Here is a 15,690-nt window from a genome sequence, read left to right on the forward strand (position 1 = left end):
TATCCTGTGCTGCAACGCAACGTGAGGTAGGATCGAGTCCATGGAAACGATGACCAGAACGCGCGTGGGTGTCCTGCTGTGCGACGACCTCCACGAAGAGCTCCAGACGGAGTGGTCCTCGTATCGGGCGTTGTTTGAGACGCTGCTGGCCGACGAGCAGGGCGACATCGAGGTCAGCGGCTTTCGGGTGCACGATGATGAGTGGCCGGATAGTCCTGCCTCCGCGGACGCCTGGCTGATCACCGGCAGCCGCGCGAGCGTGCACGAGTCACCCGACTGGGTGGTCGAGCTGCAGGCCTTTGTGCGTCGCGCCGAAGCGCTCGGTCAGCCGCTGATCGGGGTCTGCTTTGGCCATCAGCTCATCCAGGCGGCGCTGGGTGGGCGCACGCAGCGCTCGTCGCTCGGCTGGCATCTTGGTGCCTATCCGGTGGTCTGCGAAATGGCGTTCGCCGGCCGCCAGCCCGGCGAGACACTGTCGTTGCTGGCCGTCCACCAGGATCAGGTGGTCGAGCCGGCGCCGGGGTTCGAGCGCATCGCGACCAGCGAACAGTGCCCTTGGTATGCGATGCGCCGCGGCCGCACGCTGACCCTCCAGGGGCATCCGGAGTTTGATCGCGAGTTCTTTCAGGCGCTCATGGGGCGGGTGCGCGGCAAGGCGGGTGACGCGGCCGTGGATCAGGCCCTCGCTGCATTGCCGGCGGATGACCATACCGCAGCGGTGCGGGCGACCATGCGGGACTGGCTGCGCGGCTAGCCGTTCGCCTGCAGATACGCGGACAGGCCCAGCAGCGCGGCGGACGGGTGACTGATCGCGATCATCGGCACCGGGGCGAGGTAGGCACCGAACCGGCCCTTGGCCAGAAAGGCGCGACGCAGCCGCTGCCAGTCGAAGGCCGCGCCCAGTGCCGGGATCACACCGCCACCCAGATAGACACCGCCAAGCGCGCCGGTCGCCAGGGCCAGGTCACCGGCCACGTTGCCCAAGGCATCGGTCATGTGCTCCAGCACCTCGCGCCCGACCCGGTCCCCATTCATGCCGGCGCGGGCAATCGCCTCGGCCGTGGTCAGCACCGGCTCGCCCCCGTCGATGGCCTGGATCGCGCGGTAGATCGCCTCGATCCCCATGCCCGAGGCCAGTCGCTCGGCGCTGCAGTGGCCAAAGCGCTGGCTGATCTGCTCGGCGATGGCCTGTTGGCGGCGGGTCTGCGGGGCAAAGCTGATGTGCCCGCCCTCGCTGGCAAAGACCTGCCAGCGTGTGCCGCAGGGGACGATGACCGCGCTGCCGAGTCCGGTGCCGGGGCCTAGTGCCAGGCGTGGTGAATCGGTGCGCGGGACACCCGCGTGAATGACCTGTTGATCGCGCCGCTCCAGCGCGGTGACCGCCCAGCCCTGTGCGACCCAGTCGTTGAGCAGGTCGACCTGCGCGAGGCCCAGATCGCCTGCAACGGCCTGGGGGGAGAACCGCCATCCCGCGTTGGTGAGCTCGACAGGATCATCATCCAGTGGGCTCGCGACCGCGCAGACCGCCCGCAACGGCGCCGGATGGGGGGCCAGATCATCCCGGGCCGCGGCCAGGAAGCCGGCCAGCCCATTGAACGACCGGGTCGGGCGGCGGAAGATCCGGGCCGGCGCGCGGCCGGGCTCGGTCACCAGCCCCGCCCGGGCGTGGGTGCCACCGATGTCGGCGACCAGCACCGGGCGGTTGTCAGGCCGAGTAGTAGACATGCACGGGCACGCGGCGCTGGCTGAGCAGTGCGTAGACCGGATAGCGCTGGGGATCGGCCGTCGCGATCGCCTGCTCAAGCGTGGCCCACTTCGCCGCCCCGTTGATGTGCAGGGCGATCCAGCGGCTCTGCAGCAGCGTCATCAACGTCAATGACAGCCGGTCGTGGGGCGGATCCGGCGCGCGGGTGACGACGCAGCGTGACTCGGTAGTGGTGCTGAGCGCCCGGGGCAGGGCCGGATCGTCCGGAAAGATCGAGGCGATGTGCCCGTCGCCCCCCATGCCCAGCACCACGGCATCGAAGGGCCGTGGCAGCAGGCCCAGCGCCGCGCTGCAGGCGGCCTCGTCGCCGCGGTCACCGGTATGGCCCTGGTAGAGCGGGTGGAAATGCGCCGCCGCCGCGCGATCCTGAATGAGGTGCGCGCGCACCATGGCGGCATTGCTGGCCGGATCATCGGCCGCCACCCGGCGCTCATCGGTCAGGCTGACATGCACCCGGTCCCACTGCAGGTCACGGCTGCAGAGCGCCTCGAACAGCGCCACCGGCGTGCGGCCGCCCGGCACCAGCAGACTGGCGCGGTCGCGGCGTCGCGCGCCGTGATCAATCACCTCGGTAAGCCGATCCGCCAGCGCGGAGGCGGCCCGTGCGGGAGCTGGAAAGCGTTGGGCGGCGGCCAGTATGCGGCCGGCCTGATCAGCGCTCTTCATGCCAGGTCGCATCCTCGCGGGCGAGCAGGGCACTCGAGGCGGCGGGCCCCCAGGTCCCGGCGGTATAGGGCTTGGGTGCATCGCCGGCGTCGTTCCAGGCCTCGAGGATCGGCTCAATCCATGACCAGGCGGCGTACAGCTCGTCGCGCCGCATGAAAAGCGTCAGCCGCCCCCGCAGCACGTCCATGAGCAGGCGCTCGTAGGCGTCCGGCGGGCGCTGGCGGAAGGCCTCGGCAAAGTCGAGGTTGAGCGCGACCGGCCGCAGCTGCATGCGGTCGCCGGGGGACTTGGCCATCATATGCAGCTTGACGCCTTCGTCCGGCTGCAGCTGAATCACCAGCCGGTTGGGCTGGCCCGCGCCATAGGTCACGCCAAAGATGGAATGCGGGACATCGCGGAAATTGACGACAATCTCGGCGCCGCGCTCCTGCAGGCGCTTGCCGGTGCGCAGATAGAACGGCACGCCCGCCCAGCGCCAGTTCTGCAGCTCGGTGCGCATGGCCACGAAAGTCTCGGTGCGGCTGTCCGCCGGCACCCCTTCTTCCTCGAGATAGCCCTGCACCGGCTGACCGGCGATGGCGCCGGCGCGGTACTGCCCGCGGACCGTGTTGCGCAGGACATCCTGTCCTTCCAGGCGCTTCAGCGCCCGCAGCACTTTGAGCTTTTCATCGCGCACCGCGTCCGCACCAATGTCGGTGGGCGGCTCCATGGCGATGATGCACAGCAGCTGGAGCATGTGGTTCTGGACCATGTCGCGCAGCGCGCCGGTGCGGTCATAGAAGTCGGCCCGACCGCCGACACCCAGCTGCTCGCTGACGCTGATCTGCACGTCGCGCACCCATTCCCGGCGCCATAGCGGCTCGAAGAGCATATTGCCAAAGCGCAGCGCGATCAGGTTCTGGACGGTTTCCTTGCCCAGGTAGTGATCGATTCGATAGATCGCGTCCTCGGCGAAGATCGCACCGATCTGCTCGCTGATCGCCCGGGCCGATTCCAGGTCATGACCGAGGGGTTTTTCCAGCACCACCCGGGAGCGGTCAGTGACCAGTCCGTGCTGTTTCAGGGTCTGGCAGATCCCGACGAAATAGGCGGGCGCCACCGCCAGGTAGAACACCCGGTTGTGATCCTCGCGACCGCGCAGCACGGCGGCCATGTCGTCGAACCCCGCTGCGGTATCCGCATCCACCGAGACGAATTCGAGACGGGCGACAAAGCGGTCCCAGTCGGCGGCGGTGCGCTCGTCGGCTTCCAGATGCTGCTCGAAAGCGGCATCGATGCGGGCGATGAACGACTCGCGGTCGAGAGCCCGCCGGGCGGTGGCGATGATGCGCCCGTCGGCGGGTAACTGACCGGCGCGGTCACGGCGATAGAGTGCCGGCAGCAGTTTGCTCATCGCCAGGTCGCCGGTGGCCCCGAATAGCACCAGGTCAAAGGGGTTGGTTGTTTTCACCCCACCTCCTGCATGTGGACGCTTGAATGATGGGACAGGATACCGCCTTCACCGAGCTGAGCATAAGCCGCCGCCCTTCGCCCCCGGCGAGTGCGATAGACTGGCGCCCGAATTGATGAGGGAGGCTCTATGTCAGCACTCAACTCCGCCGTGGCAGCAGTCACGCAGCGCATCCGGGCGCGCAGCGAGACCGATCGCGCCGCCTACCTCGAACGCCTGAAGGCGGCCGCCGAGGATGGCCCGGTCCGCACCAGCCTGTCGTGCACCAACCTGGCCCATGCATTTGCGGCGGCCCCCGATGGCGATAAGGCACGCCTCAAGGGCCTGCAGAAGGCCAACGTGGGGATCGTTTCGGCCTACAACGACATGCTCTCCGCCCACCAGCCGCTGGAGCGCTTTCCCGGGCTGCTCAAACAGGCGGTGCGTGAGGCCGGCGGAACGGCCCAGTTCGCCGGCGGTGTGCCCGCCATGTGCGATGGCGTCACCCAGGGCCAGCCCGGCATGGAGCTGTCGCTGTTCAGTCGCGATGTGATCGCCATGGCCACCGGCGTGGCGCTGTCCCACAACACCTTTGACGGCGGGCTGTGTCTGGGCGTGTGCGACAAGATAGTCCCGGGACTGCTCATCGGTGCGCTGCATTTCGGTCATCTGCCATTCATCTTCGTGCCCGCCGGTCCCATGACCTCGGGCATGCCCAATGACGAGAAGGCCCGTATCCGCGCGCTCTACGCCGAGGGCAGGGTCGGGCGCGACGCGCTGCTGGAATCCGAGGCGCAGTCCTATCATGGCCCCGGCACCTGTACGTTCTATGGTACCGCCAACTCCAATCAGATGCTCATGGAGGTGATGGGCCTGCATCTGCCGGGCGCGGCATTCGTCAATCCCAATACCCCGCTGCGCGATGCCCTCACGATCGCGGCGGGGCATCGCATCACCCGGCTGACCGCGCACGGCGACGAGTACACACCGGTGGGCCGGGTCATCGATGAACGCGCCATCGTCAACGGCATCGTCGGCCTGCTGGCGACCGGCGGGTCGACCAATCACACCATCCATCTGGTGGCGATCGCGCGGGCGGCCGGGCTGCATGTCGACTGGAGCGATTTCGATACGCTCTCGCGGGTGGTGCCCCTGCTGACGCGCATCTACCCCAATGGTCAGGCCGACATCAATCACTTCCATGCCGCCGGCGGTATGGGGTTTCTGGTGCGTGAACTCCTCGACGCCGGCCTGCTCCACGAGGATGTGCTGACCGTCAGTGGCGAGGGGCTCCGTGCCTATGCCCGCGAGCCGATGCTCGCGGACGGCGGCGTTGCCTGGGGCGAGGCACCCGCCCGGAGCGGTGACGCCCAGGTGGTGCGGCCGGTGGCCGATCCCTTCGATACCGACGGCGGACTGCGGGTGCTCGACGGCAACCTCGGTCGGGCGGTCATGAAGACCTCGGCGGTGCATCCGGATCATCGTCGCATCGAGGGCCCGGCCCGGGTGTTTGACGACCAGCAGGCGGTGCTGGCGGCGTTCCGGGCCGGCGCGCTCGAAGGGGATTTCGTCTGCGTCGTCCGCGGCCAGGGTCCGCGGGCCAATGGCATGCCCGAGCTGCATAAACTGACGCCCGAACTCGGTGTCCTGCAGTCACGCGGCCAGCGGGTCGCGCTGGTCACCGACGGGCGCATGTCGGGGGCCTCGGGCAAGGTGCCCGCCGCCATCCATCTGCATCCGGAATGGGTGCGGGGCGGGGCGATCGGCCGCATCCGCGAGGGTGACTGGATCACTCTGGACGCCGATGCCGGCCGGCTTGACGTCGATGTGCCCGAGGCGGAGTGGGCCGCGCGGGAATCGGCACCACCGGATACCACCGTTCAGCACGGGATCGGTCGGGATATGTTCGCCGGTTTCCGGTCGATGGCCGGCAGTGCCGAGACCGGCGCCATCAGCTTTTCACCGGCCACGGACAATGAGGGTGCGTCATGACCATGCAATCACTGATGGCCCGCTCGCCGGTCATTCCGGTGGTCCGGATCGAGACCGCGTCCCGGGCACCGGCGCTGGCGCGGGCCCTACTCGCCGGCGGCGTGTCGGTGATCGAGGTGACCCTGCGCACCGCCGCTGCGCTCGAGGCGGTCGCGGCGATCGCCCGCGATGTCCCCGACATGGCGGTGGGGGCCGGTACCGTCACCGCCCCCGATCAGGTCCAGCAGGCCCACGATGCCGGCGCGCGGTTCCTGGTCAGCCCGGGCTATGCGGACGCCGTCAATGCCGCGGCCGAGCGCGCCGCGCTGCCGCTGCTGCCGGGGGTGGCCACGGCCACGGAGTTGATGCGCGCCCAGGCGGATGGCTTTAAGCAGCTGAAGTTCTTCCCCGCGGTGCCGAGTGGGGGAATCGCCGCGCTGGAGGCGTTCGCTGGCCCGTTCCCGGCATTGCGGTTCTGTCCCACCGGGGGTGTTCACTCCGGCAACTATCTGGATTTTCTGCAGCTCGCCAATGTCCCCTGCGTAGGCGGCAGCTGGCTGACGCCGGTGGAGACCATCGAGTCGGGTGACTGGGCGCACATCGAGGCGCTGGCCGCCCATGCGGTAGCGGCCCGGCGCCGGGAAACCGCCGCCGGTCGCCCGTTGACCGCGGATGAGGGCTGGCAGTCCTGGGCCGGCGAGGAGGACCCGGGCAGCGCCGACGAGGCGTTGCGGTGAATTTTCCAGTTTAAAATGTACCAAAGCAGTCCTGTTTCGGTTATAATCCTCAACCATGATCAAGCTGAACCGCGAAACCGATTACGGCGTGGGCATTCTGGCGCTGATGGCCAGTGACCCTCAGGCGCGCCACAGCGCGGCGTCCCTGGCGGAAGTGCGGGGGCTGCCCCAGCCCATCGTCAGCAAGATCCTCAAGCACCTTGCCCGCAGTGACCTGGTGGTCTCCTATCGGGGCGCCAAGGGCGGCTACGGGCTGGCCCGTTCGCCCGATGAAATCTCCGTGGCGGAGATCATCACCGTGCTGGAAGGGCCGATTGCACTGACCGACTGCATCGAGGACGGGCGTGGCGCCTGTCAGTACGGCAGCCAGTGCAACATCAGCAACGTCTGGGGCCGGATCAACGATGTGGTCCTGCAGGCGCTGTCTGAGATTACGTTGGCGGAGACCGCAACGGAGCCGAATGGCGGCGGTCAAAACCCTATTCATACGCTTGAATTTACCGGAGTGCGTCATGTCCGCGAGCACTGAGACGATTGAACGGTTTACCCAGAAGGGCTACGAGGCCGGGTTTGTCACCGAGGTCGAGGAAGACCGGGTCCCGCCGGGCCTGAACGAGGATGTCATCCGGCAGATCTCGGCCAAAAAGAACGAGCCTGAGTGGATGCTCGAGTGGCGGCTCAAGGCCTATCGCAACTGGCTGACCATGCGCGAGCCGGACTGGCAGTACGTCCACTATGATCCCATCGACTTCCAGGCGATCTCGTACTACGCCGCGCCGAAGCGCGACGAGGACCGGCCGGAGAGCCTTGATGACATCGACCCCGAGATCAAGGCGACCTATGACAAGCTCGGCATTCCGCTGCACGAGCAGGAGCAGCTGGCCGGTGTCGCCAACGTGGCGGTGGACGCGGTGTTCGACTCGGTATCGGTGGCGACCTCGTACAAGGAAAAGCTGGCGGAGCAGGGCATCATCTTCTGCTCGATGTCCGAGGCGGTCCAGAACCACCCCGAGCTGGTGCAGAAGTACCTCGGGACGGTGATCCCGTACAACGACAACTACTTCGCCGGACTGAACTCGGCGGTGTTCACCGACGGATCGTTCGTCTACATCCCCAAGGGCGTGCGCTGCCCGATGGAGCTGTCGACCTACTTCCGCATCAATGCGGCCAACACCGGGCAGTTTGAGCGCACGCTGATCATCGCCGAGGACAGCAGCTACGTGTCTTACCTTGAGGGCTGCACGGCGCCCATGCGCGACGAAAACCAGCTGCATGCCGCCGTGGTCGAGCTGGTGGCGCTGGACGACGCCGAGATCAAGTACTCGACGGTCCAGAACTGGTACCCCGGCGACAAGGAAGGCAAGGGCGGCGTCTACAACTTCGTCACCAAGCGCGGGCTGTGTGCCGGCGACAACTCCAAGATCTCCTGGACCCAGGTCGAGACCGGTTCGGCGATCACCTGGAAGTATCCCAGTGTCGTGATGCGCGGTGACAACTCGGTGGGCGAGTTCTACAGCGTGGCGGTGACGCGGCTGCGCCAGCAGGCCGATACCGGCACCAAGATGACCCACATCGGCAAGAACACGCGCAGCACCATCGTCTCCAAGGGCATTTCCGCCCAGGAGGGCGAGCAGGTCTATCGTGGGCTGGTGCGGATCACGCCGACCGCTGAGAACGCCCGTAACTACTCGCAGTGTGACTCGATGCTGATGGGCTCGGAGTGCGGCGCGCACACCTTCCCCTATCTCGACGTCAACAACTCCACGGCGCAGCTCGAGCATGAGGCGACCACCTCGAAGATCGGCGAGGATCAGATCCTCTACTGCACGTCGCGGGGCATCTCCCCTGAGGACGCGGTATCGCTGATCGTCAACGGCTTCTGCAAGGAAGTCTTCCGCGAGCTGCCGATGGAGTTCGCGGTCGAGGCGCAGAAGCTGCTCGAGGTCACGCTGGAGGATTCGGTCGGCTGATCGCCGGCCGATCCCCTGTCAACGCACAGCACGTAACGAATCTGTTTCAGGAGTCGCAACCAATGGCATTGCTGGAAATCCGCAATCTGCACGTCAACGTCGAGGGTACTGAGATCCTCAAGGGCGTCGATCTGACCATCGACACCGGTAAGGTGCACGCGATCATGGGCCCCAATGGCGGGGGCAAGAGCACCCTGGCCAAGGCGCTGGTGGGCGATGAGGCCTACGAGATCACCGAAGGCGAAGTCCTCTACAACGGCAAGGACCTGCTCGAGATGGATCCCGAGGAGCGGGCCCGTGAGGGCGTGTTCCTGGGCTTTCAGTACCCGGTGGAGATTCCCGGCGTTTCCAACACCTACTTCCTCAAGGCGGCGGTCAATGCCATGCGCAAGCACCGCGGCGAGGGTGAGATCGACGCGATGGAGTTCCTCGAGCTGGTGCGCGAGCGCGCCAAGCGCGTGAAGCTGGATGAGTCACTGCTTCAGCGCCCGGTCAACGAGGGTTTTTCGGGCGGTGAGAAAAAGCGCAACGAGATCTTCCACATGTCGGTCCTTGAGCCCAAGCTGGGGATTCTCGATGAGACCGACTCAGGCCTTGACATCGATGCGCTGCGGATCGTCTCCGAGGGCGTCAATGCGATGCGCGATGGCGAGCGCTCGTTCATGGTGATCACCCACTATCAGCGCCTGCTCGAGCACATCGTGCCCGATGTGGTACATGTCCTGGTGAACGGCCGCATCGTCAAGACCGGGGGCAAGGAGCTTGCCCAGGAGCTTGAGGACAAGGGCTACGAAGGCTTTGACGAAGCTGCGGCCTGAATTCGCGAGGAGCATCAGTGATGGAAGCAGTAGCGCAGTCCAAGAGCGTCTATCTCGAGGCATTCGAGCAGCTCACGCAGACCGGACCCGAGTGGCTCCGCCCGCTGCATGAGCGGGGCATCCACGCGTTCGAGGCCCGCGGGTTTCCGGGTCCGCGCGAGGAGGCGTGGCGCAAGACCAACCTGCGCCCGGTCACCCAGACGGATTTTCCCGTCGCCGATTCCCAGGGCGCAGCACCCAAGGAGCTGGTGGAGCGCCTCGGCGAGCTGGGCGAGAGCTATCGACTCGTGTTTGTGGATGGCCGCCTCGCCGCGGATCTCTCCGATCTGGCCGACCTGGCGAAAGGCCTGACGGTGACTCCGTTCAGTGAGTATGCCAATCAGCCGCCGGAGCGGCTGACCGCGGCCCTCGGTCGGCGGGTGGACATCGACTGGCATCCGTTCGCGGCCCTGAACACCGCGTTCTTTGCCGATGGCGCCTATGTGCATGTGGCGCGCGGCGCGATGATTGAAAAGCCGATCACCGTCACGCATATCATCACCGCCGAGGCCGATCAGCACGCCGTTTACCCGCGGCTGGTGGTCGAGGCCGAGGATGGCGCCGAGGTGCGCGTGGTCGAGCGCTTCATCGGCGATGATGCCGCCAGCACGCTGGTCTGCCCGGTCAGCGAGCTGTCGGCGGGCGAGAATACGATTCTCGACTACAGCCGTCTGCAGGAAGACGGGGCCGGGGTGATGAACATCGGCACGGTCAATCTGGCCGCTCAGCGCAACGCGTCGCTGCGGGGTGCCTTCGTCGCCGACGGCGGACGGCTCGGCCGGGTTGATCTGATCGCCGATCTGGAAGGCGAAGGCGGCGAGATCGACTGCAACGGCATCTATCTGACCGAACAGCGGCAGTTCGTGGACTTCCACACCTGGTTCAATCACCGCAGCGAGAACTGCTTCAGCCGGCAGCGCTTCAAGGGCATCCTCCAGGATCGCTCCGAGACCGTGTTCGATGGCCTGGTGAAGGTGTTCGAGGGCGCGCAGAAAACCGACGCGGTACAGGAAAACCGCAACCTGGTGCTGGGCAAGCGCGCCCTGGCGCATTCCAACCCGCGCCTGGAGATTTTCGCTGACGACGTGAAATGCACCCATGGCTCGACGGTCGGCGAGCTCGACGAGCAGGCGCTTTTCTACCTGCGGACCCGTGGCATCAGTGCCGAGGGCGCCAAGGGCATGCTGACCCTGGCGTTCGCCGGCGAGATCGTCGATATGTTTCGGGTCACCGGCGTCCGTGACCACGTCCGGCGGGTGCTGATGCGCCGGCTCAACGTGGAAGACGCGGACATTGGGGAGATTCTTTGAGCGCATATCCCATGCATGAAGCCCGGCCCGGCGCCGATCTGGCGCCGTATCGGGCGGACTTCCCGGTGCTGCAGCGGCCCATGAACGACCGCCGGCTGGCCTTCCTGGACAGTGCGGCGAGCGCGCAGAAGCCGCAGTGCGTGATCGATGCCGAACGGGACTGCTACGAGCGCTACTACGCGAATATCCATCGCGGTGTGTATCAGCTCTCGCAGCAGTCGACCCAGGCGTTCGAGAACGTCCGCGGGATCGTCCAGCGCTTCATCAACGCGCCGGACGAGCGCGAGGTGGTGTTCGTCCGGGGTGCGACCGAGGCGATCAATCTGGTCGCCCAGTCGTTCGTGCGCCCGATGCTCCAGCCCGGCGATGAGGTGCTGATCACCGGCATGGAACACCATGCCAACATCGTGCCCTGGCAGCTTGTCACCGAGGCCACCGGCGCCCACCTGGTGGTGGCGCCGGTGCTCGATGACGGCTCGCTGGACATGGACGGGCTGCGCGCGCGGATCAGCGAGCGCACCCGCTTCATCAGCGTCGTGCATGTCTCGAACACGCTGGGCACGATCAACCCGGTGGAGACCATTACCGAGCTGGCGCACGCCCGGGGCATTCCGGTGTTGATCGATGGCGCGCAGTCGGCGCCGCACATGCCCGTGGACGTGCAGGCCATGGGGGCGGATTTCTACACGTTCTCGGCCCACAAGACCTACGGGCCCAGTGGCTCGGGCATCCTTTGGGGCCGGCTGGCCCATCTCCAGGCCATGCCGCCCTATCAGGGCGGTGGCGATATGATCCGGACGGTGCGCTTCGAGGGCTCGGAATATGCCGATCCGCCGCAGCGCTTCGAGGCGGGCACGCCGAACATTGCCGGCGTGATCGCCACCGGCGTCGGGCTTGAGTATATGGAAGCGGTGGGCCGCGAGCGCATTCTCGCCCACGAGCAGTCGCTGCTGGCGTATGCCAACGAGCGGCTGGCGGAGTGGGATGACCTGCGGGTCATTGGGACCGCGCCCGGCAAGGCGGGCGTGATCTCGTTCGTGATCGATGGGATCCATCCCCATGACATGGGGACGATCCTCGACATGGAGGGCGTCGCCGTCCGGGTGGGGCATCACTGTACCCAGCCGCTGATGGAGCGCTTTGATGTGCCGGCCACCGTGCGGGCCTCGTTCGGCCTCTATAATGACCGCGCCGATGTCGATGCGCTAGTGGATGGCCTGCTTAAGGTGAAGTCGCTGCTCGGCTGACCATGACCGAACTATCGGCGCTCTACCAGGCCGTGGTGCTTGACCACAACCGCGCTCCGCGCAATCGTCATGAGGTGCAGCCCCATGACGGCGAGGCCAACGGCAACAACCCGCTCTGCGGTGACTGGGTGCATGTCGAGTTCCGCCTGGACCCGGCGGGCTGCATTGAGGACATCGGGTTCAATGGCGAGGGCTGCGCCATCTCGACGGCCTCGGCGTCGATCATGACCGAGGTGTTGAAAGGGCGCACCCTCGATGAGGCGCGCCGGATCGGCGAGCGGTTCCAGCATCTGGTGACCGATCGCGAGGCGCCGTTGCCGGCGGCGGATGATCCCGACCTCGAAAAACTCCTGGCACTGGCGGGCGTACGTGATTACCCCATGCGGGTGAAGTGCGCCACCCTTGCCTGGCACACCCTGCAGGCGGCGATTGAAGCGCCTGCCTCAGCGGATTCGGAGTAGCGCATGGTGGAACGGCCCCCGGTTGAGACAATGCGTGAAGGCGTGGTGAGCGCCCTGCGCAACGTCTACGACCCCGAGATCCCGGTGGACGTCTACGAGCTGGGTCTGATCTATGAGATCGAAGTGGATGCGGATGGCTTCGTCGACGTGCTGATGACGCTGACTTCGCCGGCCTGTCCGGTCGCCGGGCAGATGCCGATCATGATCAAGGCCGCGGTTGAGCAGGTCCAGGGTGTCGAGGCCGCCGAGGTGGAGCTGACCTGGGACCCGCCCTGGAGTCAGGATCGGATGTCCGAGAGCGCGCGCCTGCAACTGGGGTTCATGTAGTCGCGGCAGCGGGCCTGAACAGACCGGGATCCACTGGCGGGTCGAGCGCCGGGCCCTGTTCGATGAATGCCGGACGCTGGCCGGTGGCGCTGAAACCGTCGTCATAGCGGTACAGATCCGTCAACAGGATGCGCTCGCCTTCCATGCCCGCGACCTCCGTGATGGCGGTTATCCGCCGCGCCCCGTCGCCAAAGCGGGTCAGCTGGACGATGATGTCGATGGCCGCGGCGATCTGATCCCGGATCGCCCGCGCCGGCAGATCCATCCCCGCCATTAGCGTCATTACCTCGAGTCGGGCGAGCGCATCGCGCGGTGTATTGGCATGTGCGGTGGTCAGCGAGCCGTCGTGGCCGGTGTTCATTGCCTGAAGCATGTCGAGGGCCTCGCCGCCCCGGCATTCCCCCACCAGGATGCGATCAGGCCGCATGCGCAGTGCGTTGCGGACCAGCTCACGAATGCTGATCGCCCCGCTGCCCTCAATGTTTGGCGGGCGTGATTCCAGCGCCACGACATGATCCTGCTGTAGTCGCAGCTCCGCGGAATCCTCGATGGTCACGATCCGCTCGGACTCGTCGATCTCCTCTGACAGGGCGTTGAGGACCGTGGTCTTGCCCGTGCCCGTACCGCCGGCGATCAGGATATTGCGGCGGCGGTGGACACACAGGCGCAGGAAGGCGGCCATGGTGGCATCCAGGGCCCCGAACCCGACCAGATCATCGATCCCGATCCGCGTGTCGCTGAAGCGCCGGATGGTGAGCGTGGCGCCATTCAGCGCCAGCGGCGGGATGATCGCATTGACCCGCGAGCCGTCAGGCAATCGCGCGTCCACCAGCGGCGAGCCCTCGTCAAGGCGCCGACCAAGGGGGGAGACGATCCGGTCGAGGACACTGTCGAGGGAGGCAGCCGAACTGAATGCCAGGGCGGTCTTCTGCAGTCGGCCCTGACGCTCGACATAGATGCTCGCGGGCCCGTTGACCATGATCTCGCTGACCGTGGCGTCGGCCATGAGCGACTCAATGGGGCCGAGTCCGACCGTTTCGGCCACGACGGCAGCCACTACGGTATCGCCGTCCAGGTCATCAGGGATGGACAGTTCGCCTTCCTCGATCAGCTGCCAGGCCGTGGTTCGCGCCTCGTCACGTAATCGCTGTGCGGACAGGGTCTGGAGGATATCGCGCCGGTAGAGATCGAGGCGCTGGCTGATGCGCTCCTGAAACCGGCGCACCAGCTCGGGGGCAATCCGGGGTGTGGCGGCCGTCACCGGTGGCTCTGGCGTCGCTGCAGGGGGTGGATCGGGCTCGGGGGCGGATGGAACCGGTGTTTCGGGGGTGTCGGTGATCCCGGGCGTATCGGGCGCGTCCGCTACGCCCGCCACGTCCGCCGCGTCCGCCGGGCGCACCTGCCAGCAGGTGTCGCCCAGGCGCAGCGCATCACCAACGGCCAGCGGACCGGCCTGCCGGACCGGCTCGCCATTGAAGTCGATTTCCCGCCGTCCCGCCAGCAGACGGATGTGCACCCCATCGGTGTCGACCCGGAGCTCGGCATGCCGACGGGCGATCCCTTCACCGGCAATGCGCAGGTCACAGCGGCGCCCGCCACCAATGGTGTATCGGCGGCCGGGATCGAGGATCACCGGGGTGGGATGTTCCCGACCGCGGTGCTGGAGGAGTTCGAGTCTATTCATAACGGATCTCCCGGAGGGGCAGGCGTGGGACGGAGGTGGAGCGGCTTGGGTCGGCCCGCACGGGCGAGTCGGCCCGCGGATCGTCCTGCAGGGTGGGGGTGATGAGCACCACCAGTTCGGTCTGCTCGTTCTGGAATCGCTCCGAGCGGAACAGGCCACCGATCACCGGCAGTTTCCCCAGCCCCGGCACGCGACTGACCGCCCGCGACTGCTGCTCGTCGATCAGACCGGCGATCAACAGCGTCCGGCCGCTCGGTCCACTCATTTCGGTGATCGCGTTGCGGACCGAAAAGCCGGGTACACCGAGCACAGTGACGGACTCATCGACGTCGCTCACCTCCACCTCGATGCGGGTGCGGATATGGGCGTCATCGCCGACCACCGGCGCCACCTTGAGCAGGATCCCGTAATCCTTGAACACCACCGTGGGATCCCCGTCGCCGTTCTGGATGGGGATGGGCACTTCGCCGCCGGCCTGGAATTCGGCGGCGGTACCGCTCAGAGCCGAGAGCATGGGCTCGGCAATCACCCGGGCCTCGCCCGCCTGGCCAAGCAGATCGATCATCGCCGTCAGGCTCAGGCCCACGCCGAGGTAACCGTTGCCCTTGCCGATATCGAGCGGCAGCGACTGGTTGGGCAGAAAATCGCCCAGCGCGCCGCGAAAGACATCGTTGGTCTCCAGGTCGGCGGCATAGGCAAAGCTGATCGCCGGGGACTGCGTCGTCCAATCAAGGCCGATTTCGCGCAGGGTCGAGGTGCGCAGTTCCACGAACCGCGCCTTGACCTGGACGCTGGGGGTGTCGCCCGCGGTCGCCGGATCAGTGAAGTCACCGAGCTGCGGATACGCTTCCACCAAGCGCTCGAAACGCGCCGCGTCCCGATCGGTGGCCGGGCGTCCGGTCACGAAATAGGCGGCATCGATCCGCTCGAGTTGGATGCCGTCAATGCGCCCGGCGAGCTGCTCGAGCTGGCGGTCGCGCGGGGTGTCCGGAGCGGTTTGGACCGTGACCGGCAGATGCCGCGGCGGCGCGTCCCGGGACCAGATGCGCAGATCCGTCTGGCCGACGGCGCGGCCCATCAACAGGATGCCATCGCCGTCGCCGAGCACCTCGACTTCGGCGAGCTCGCCGTCACCAAGCGCCACGCGGACCACATCGCTCGCCTCAATGAGCCGTGAGTGCCCGACATCCACGCTGACCGCGGCGGCAGGCAGTGCGACCAATAGCCCGAGGGCCGTGGCCATGGCCCGGCACCAGTGCCTGATGC

15 protein-coding genes are annotated in these 15,690 nt (G+C 66.8%); 10 read left to right on the top strand and 5 right to left on the bottom strand.

The genetic code is table 11. The features are described 5' to 3' along the window. Window positions 1-40: 40 nt before the first annotated feature. Entirely contained in the window at window positions 41-754 is a 714-nt protein-coding gene (locus BBH56_RS03255; RefSeq protein WP_148121914.1) for a type 1 glutamine amidotransferase, read from the top strand. Here BBH56_RS03255 and BBH56_RS03260 read toward each other — a convergent pair. The 3 genes from BBH56_RS03260 to zwf are packed head-to-tail and all read right to left on the bottom strand — an operon-like array spanning window position 751 to window position 3,881. Continuing rightward, window positions 751-1,725 (bottom strand): glucokinase, encoded by a 975-nt coding sequence (locus BBH56_RS03260; RefSeq protein ID WP_148121915.1) that lies wholly within the window; start codon window positions 1,723-1,725, stop codon window positions 751-753. The two genes, BBH56_RS03255 and BBH56_RS03260, sit on opposite strands and share 4 nt — an antisense overlap. Continuing rightward, a complete protein-coding gene (pgl, locus tag BBH56_RS03265; protein WP_157809065.1) occupies window positions 1,706-2,431 on the bottom strand; it encodes a 6-phosphogluconolactonase in 726 nt (241 codons plus the stop codon). The genes BBH56_RS03260 and pgl overlap by 20 nt, the downstream gene beginning before the upstream one ends. Beyond that, a complete protein-coding gene (zwf, locus tag BBH56_RS03270) occupies window positions 2,418-3,881 on the bottom strand; it encodes a glucose-6-phosphate dehydrogenase (RefSeq protein ID WP_148121917.1) in 1,464 nt (487 codons plus the stop codon). Before zwf ends, pgl begins: the two co-directional genes overlap by 14 nt. A 129-nt stretch (window positions 3,882-4,010) precedes the next feature. Here zwf and edd point away from each other — a divergent pair, with 129 nt between their 5' ends. The 9 genes from edd (at window position 4,011) to BBH56_RS03315 (ending at window position 12,740) form a co-directional block, all read left to right on the top strand. Continuing rightward, a complete protein-coding gene (gene edd / locus BBH56_RS03275) occupies window positions 4,011-5,852 on the top strand; it encodes a phosphogluconate dehydratase (protein WP_148121918.1) in 1,842 nt (613 codons plus the stop codon). Continuing rightward, entirely contained in the window at window positions 5,849-6,568 is a 720-nt protein-coding gene (gene eda / locus BBH56_RS03280) for a bifunctional 4-hydroxy-2-oxoglutarate aldolase/2-dehydro-3-deoxy-phosphogluconate aldolase (RefSeq protein WP_148121919.1), read from the top strand. Before edd ends, eda begins: the two co-directional genes overlap by 4 nt. A gap of 55 nt (window positions 6,569-6,623) precedes the next feature. After that, window positions 6,624-7,097: an SUF system Fe-S cluster assembly regulator gene (locus BBH56_RS03285; RefSeq protein WP_144347520.1), complete on the top strand. Its 474-nt coding sequence runs from the start codon at window positions 6,624-6,626 to the stop codon at window positions 7,095-7,097. Beyond that, window positions 7,081-8,538 carry a Fe-S cluster assembly protein SufB gene (gene sufB / locus BBH56_RS03290; RefSeq protein ID WP_110883304.1) on the top strand — a complete coding sequence of 486 codons (1,458 nt, stop codon included), beginning with the start codon at window positions 7,081-7,083 and terminating at the stop codon, window positions 8,536-8,538. Before BBH56_RS03285 ends, sufB begins: the two co-directional genes overlap by 17 nt. A gap of 62 nt (window positions 8,539-8,600) precedes the next feature. Beyond that, window positions 8,601-9,356, top strand: coding sequence for a Fe-S cluster assembly ATPase SufC (gene sufC / locus BBH56_RS03295; RefSeq protein ID WP_144347519.1), 756 nt, complete (start codon window positions 8,601-8,603; stop codon window positions 9,354-9,356). Window positions 9,357-9,376: 20 nt separating this feature from the next. Then, window positions 9,377-10,705, top strand: coding sequence for a Fe-S cluster assembly protein SufD (sufD, locus tag BBH56_RS03300; RefSeq protein ID WP_110883302.1), 1,329 nt, complete (start codon window positions 9,377-9,379; stop codon window positions 10,703-10,705). An 11-nt stretch (window positions 10,706-10,716) separates the two neighbouring features. After that, the gene (locus tag BBH56_RS03305) at window positions 10,717-11,952 is read left to right on the top strand and encodes an aminotransferase class V-fold PLP-dependent enzyme (protein WP_148121920.1); all 1,236 of its coding nucleotides are present in this window, start codon (window positions 10,717-10,719) and stop codon (window positions 11,950-11,952) included. 2 nt (window positions 11,953-11,954) lie between these two features. Further along, window positions 11,955-12,413, top strand: coding sequence for a Fe-S cluster assembly sulfur transfer protein SufU (gene sufU / locus BBH56_RS03310; protein WP_148121921.1), 459 nt, complete (start codon window positions 11,955-11,957; stop codon window positions 12,411-12,413). Window positions 12,414-12,416: 3 nt separating this feature from the next. Further along, on the top strand, window positions 12,417-12,740 hold the full coding sequence (locus tag BBH56_RS03315) for an SUF system Fe-S cluster assembly protein (protein WP_144347516.1): 324 nt from the start codon (window positions 12,417-12,419) through the stop codon (window positions 12,738-12,740). Here BBH56_RS03315 and BBH56_RS03320 read toward each other — a convergent pair. After that, window positions 12,733-14,424: an ATPase, T2SS/T4P/T4SS family gene (locus BBH56_RS03320; RefSeq protein ID WP_148121922.1), complete on the bottom strand. Its 1,692-nt coding sequence runs from the start codon at window positions 14,422-14,424 to the stop codon at window positions 12,733-12,735. The two genes, BBH56_RS03315 and BBH56_RS03320, sit on opposite strands and share 8 nt — an antisense overlap. Next, window positions 14,417-15,667, bottom strand: a complete 1,251-nt coding sequence (locus BBH56_RS03325) for a type II and III secretion system protein family protein (protein WP_148121923.1) — start codon at window positions 15,665-15,667, stop codon at window positions 14,417-14,419. The genes BBH56_RS03320 and BBH56_RS03325 overlap by 8 nt, the downstream gene beginning before the upstream one ends. Between the last annotated feature and the right edge of the window lie 23 nt (window positions 15,668-15,690).

Source organism: Spiribacter roseus (assembly GCF_002813635.1).
Taxonomy (GTDB): domain Bacteria; phylum Pseudomonadota; class Gammaproteobacteria; order Nitrococcales; family Nitrococcaceae; genus Spiribacter; species Spiribacter roseus.

What these genes read in the sequence shown, in the direction of transcription:
- BBH56_RS03255 (WP_148121914.1), top strand. Translation starts at nt 41, where the DNA reads ATGGAAACGATGACCAGAACGCGCGTGGGTGTCCTGCTGTGCGACGAC.
- BBH56_RS03260 (WP_148121915.1), bottom strand. Translation starts at nt 1,725, where the DNA reads ATGTCTACTACTCGGCCTGACAACCGCCCGGTGCTGGTCGCCGACATC.
- pgl (WP_157809065.1), bottom strand. Translation starts at nt 2,431, where the DNA reads ATGAAGAGCGCTGATCAGGCCGGCCGCATACTGGCCGCCGCCCAACGC.
- edd (WP_148121918.1), top strand. Translation starts at nt 4,011, where the DNA reads ATGTCAGCACTCAACTCCGCCGTGGCAGCAGTCACGCAGCGCATCCGG.
- eda (WP_148121919.1), top strand. Translation starts at nt 5,849, where the DNA reads ATGACCATGCAATCACTGATGGCCCGCTCGCCGGTCATTCCGGTGGTC.
- BBH56_RS03285 (WP_144347520.1), top strand. Translation starts at nt 6,624, where the DNA reads ATGATCAAGCTGAACCGCGAAACCGATTACGGCGTGGGCATTCTGGCG.
- sufB (WP_110883304.1), top strand. Translation starts at nt 7,081, where the DNA reads ATGTCCGCGAGCACTGAGACGATTGAACGGTTTACCCAGAAGGGCTAC.
- sufC (WP_144347519.1), top strand. Translation starts at nt 8,601, where the DNA reads ATGGCATTGCTGGAAATCCGCAATCTGCACGTCAACGTCGAGGGTACT.
- sufD (WP_110883302.1), top strand. Translation starts at nt 9,377, where the DNA reads ATGGAAGCAGTAGCGCAGTCCAAGAGCGTCTATCTCGAGGCATTCGAG.
- BBH56_RS03305 (WP_148121920.1), top strand. Translation starts at nt 10,717, where the DNA reads ATGCATGAAGCCCGGCCCGGCGCCGATCTGGCGCCGTATCGGGCGGAC.
- sufU (WP_148121921.1), top strand. Translation starts at nt 11,955, where the DNA reads ATGACCGAACTATCGGCGCTCTACCAGGCCGTGGTGCTTGACCACAAC.
- BBH56_RS03315 (WP_144347516.1), top strand. Translation starts at nt 12,417, where the DNA reads ATGGTGGAACGGCCCCCGGTTGAGACAATGCGTGAAGGCGTGGTGAGC.
- BBH56_RS03320 (WP_148121922.1), bottom strand. Translation starts at nt 14,424, where the DNA reads ATGAATAGACTCGAACTCCTCCAGCACCGCGGTCGGGAACATCCCACC.
- BBH56_RS03325 (WP_148121923.1), bottom strand. Translation starts at nt 15,667, where the DNA reads ATGGCCACGGCCCTCGGGCTATTGGTCGCACTGCCTGCCGCCGCGGTC.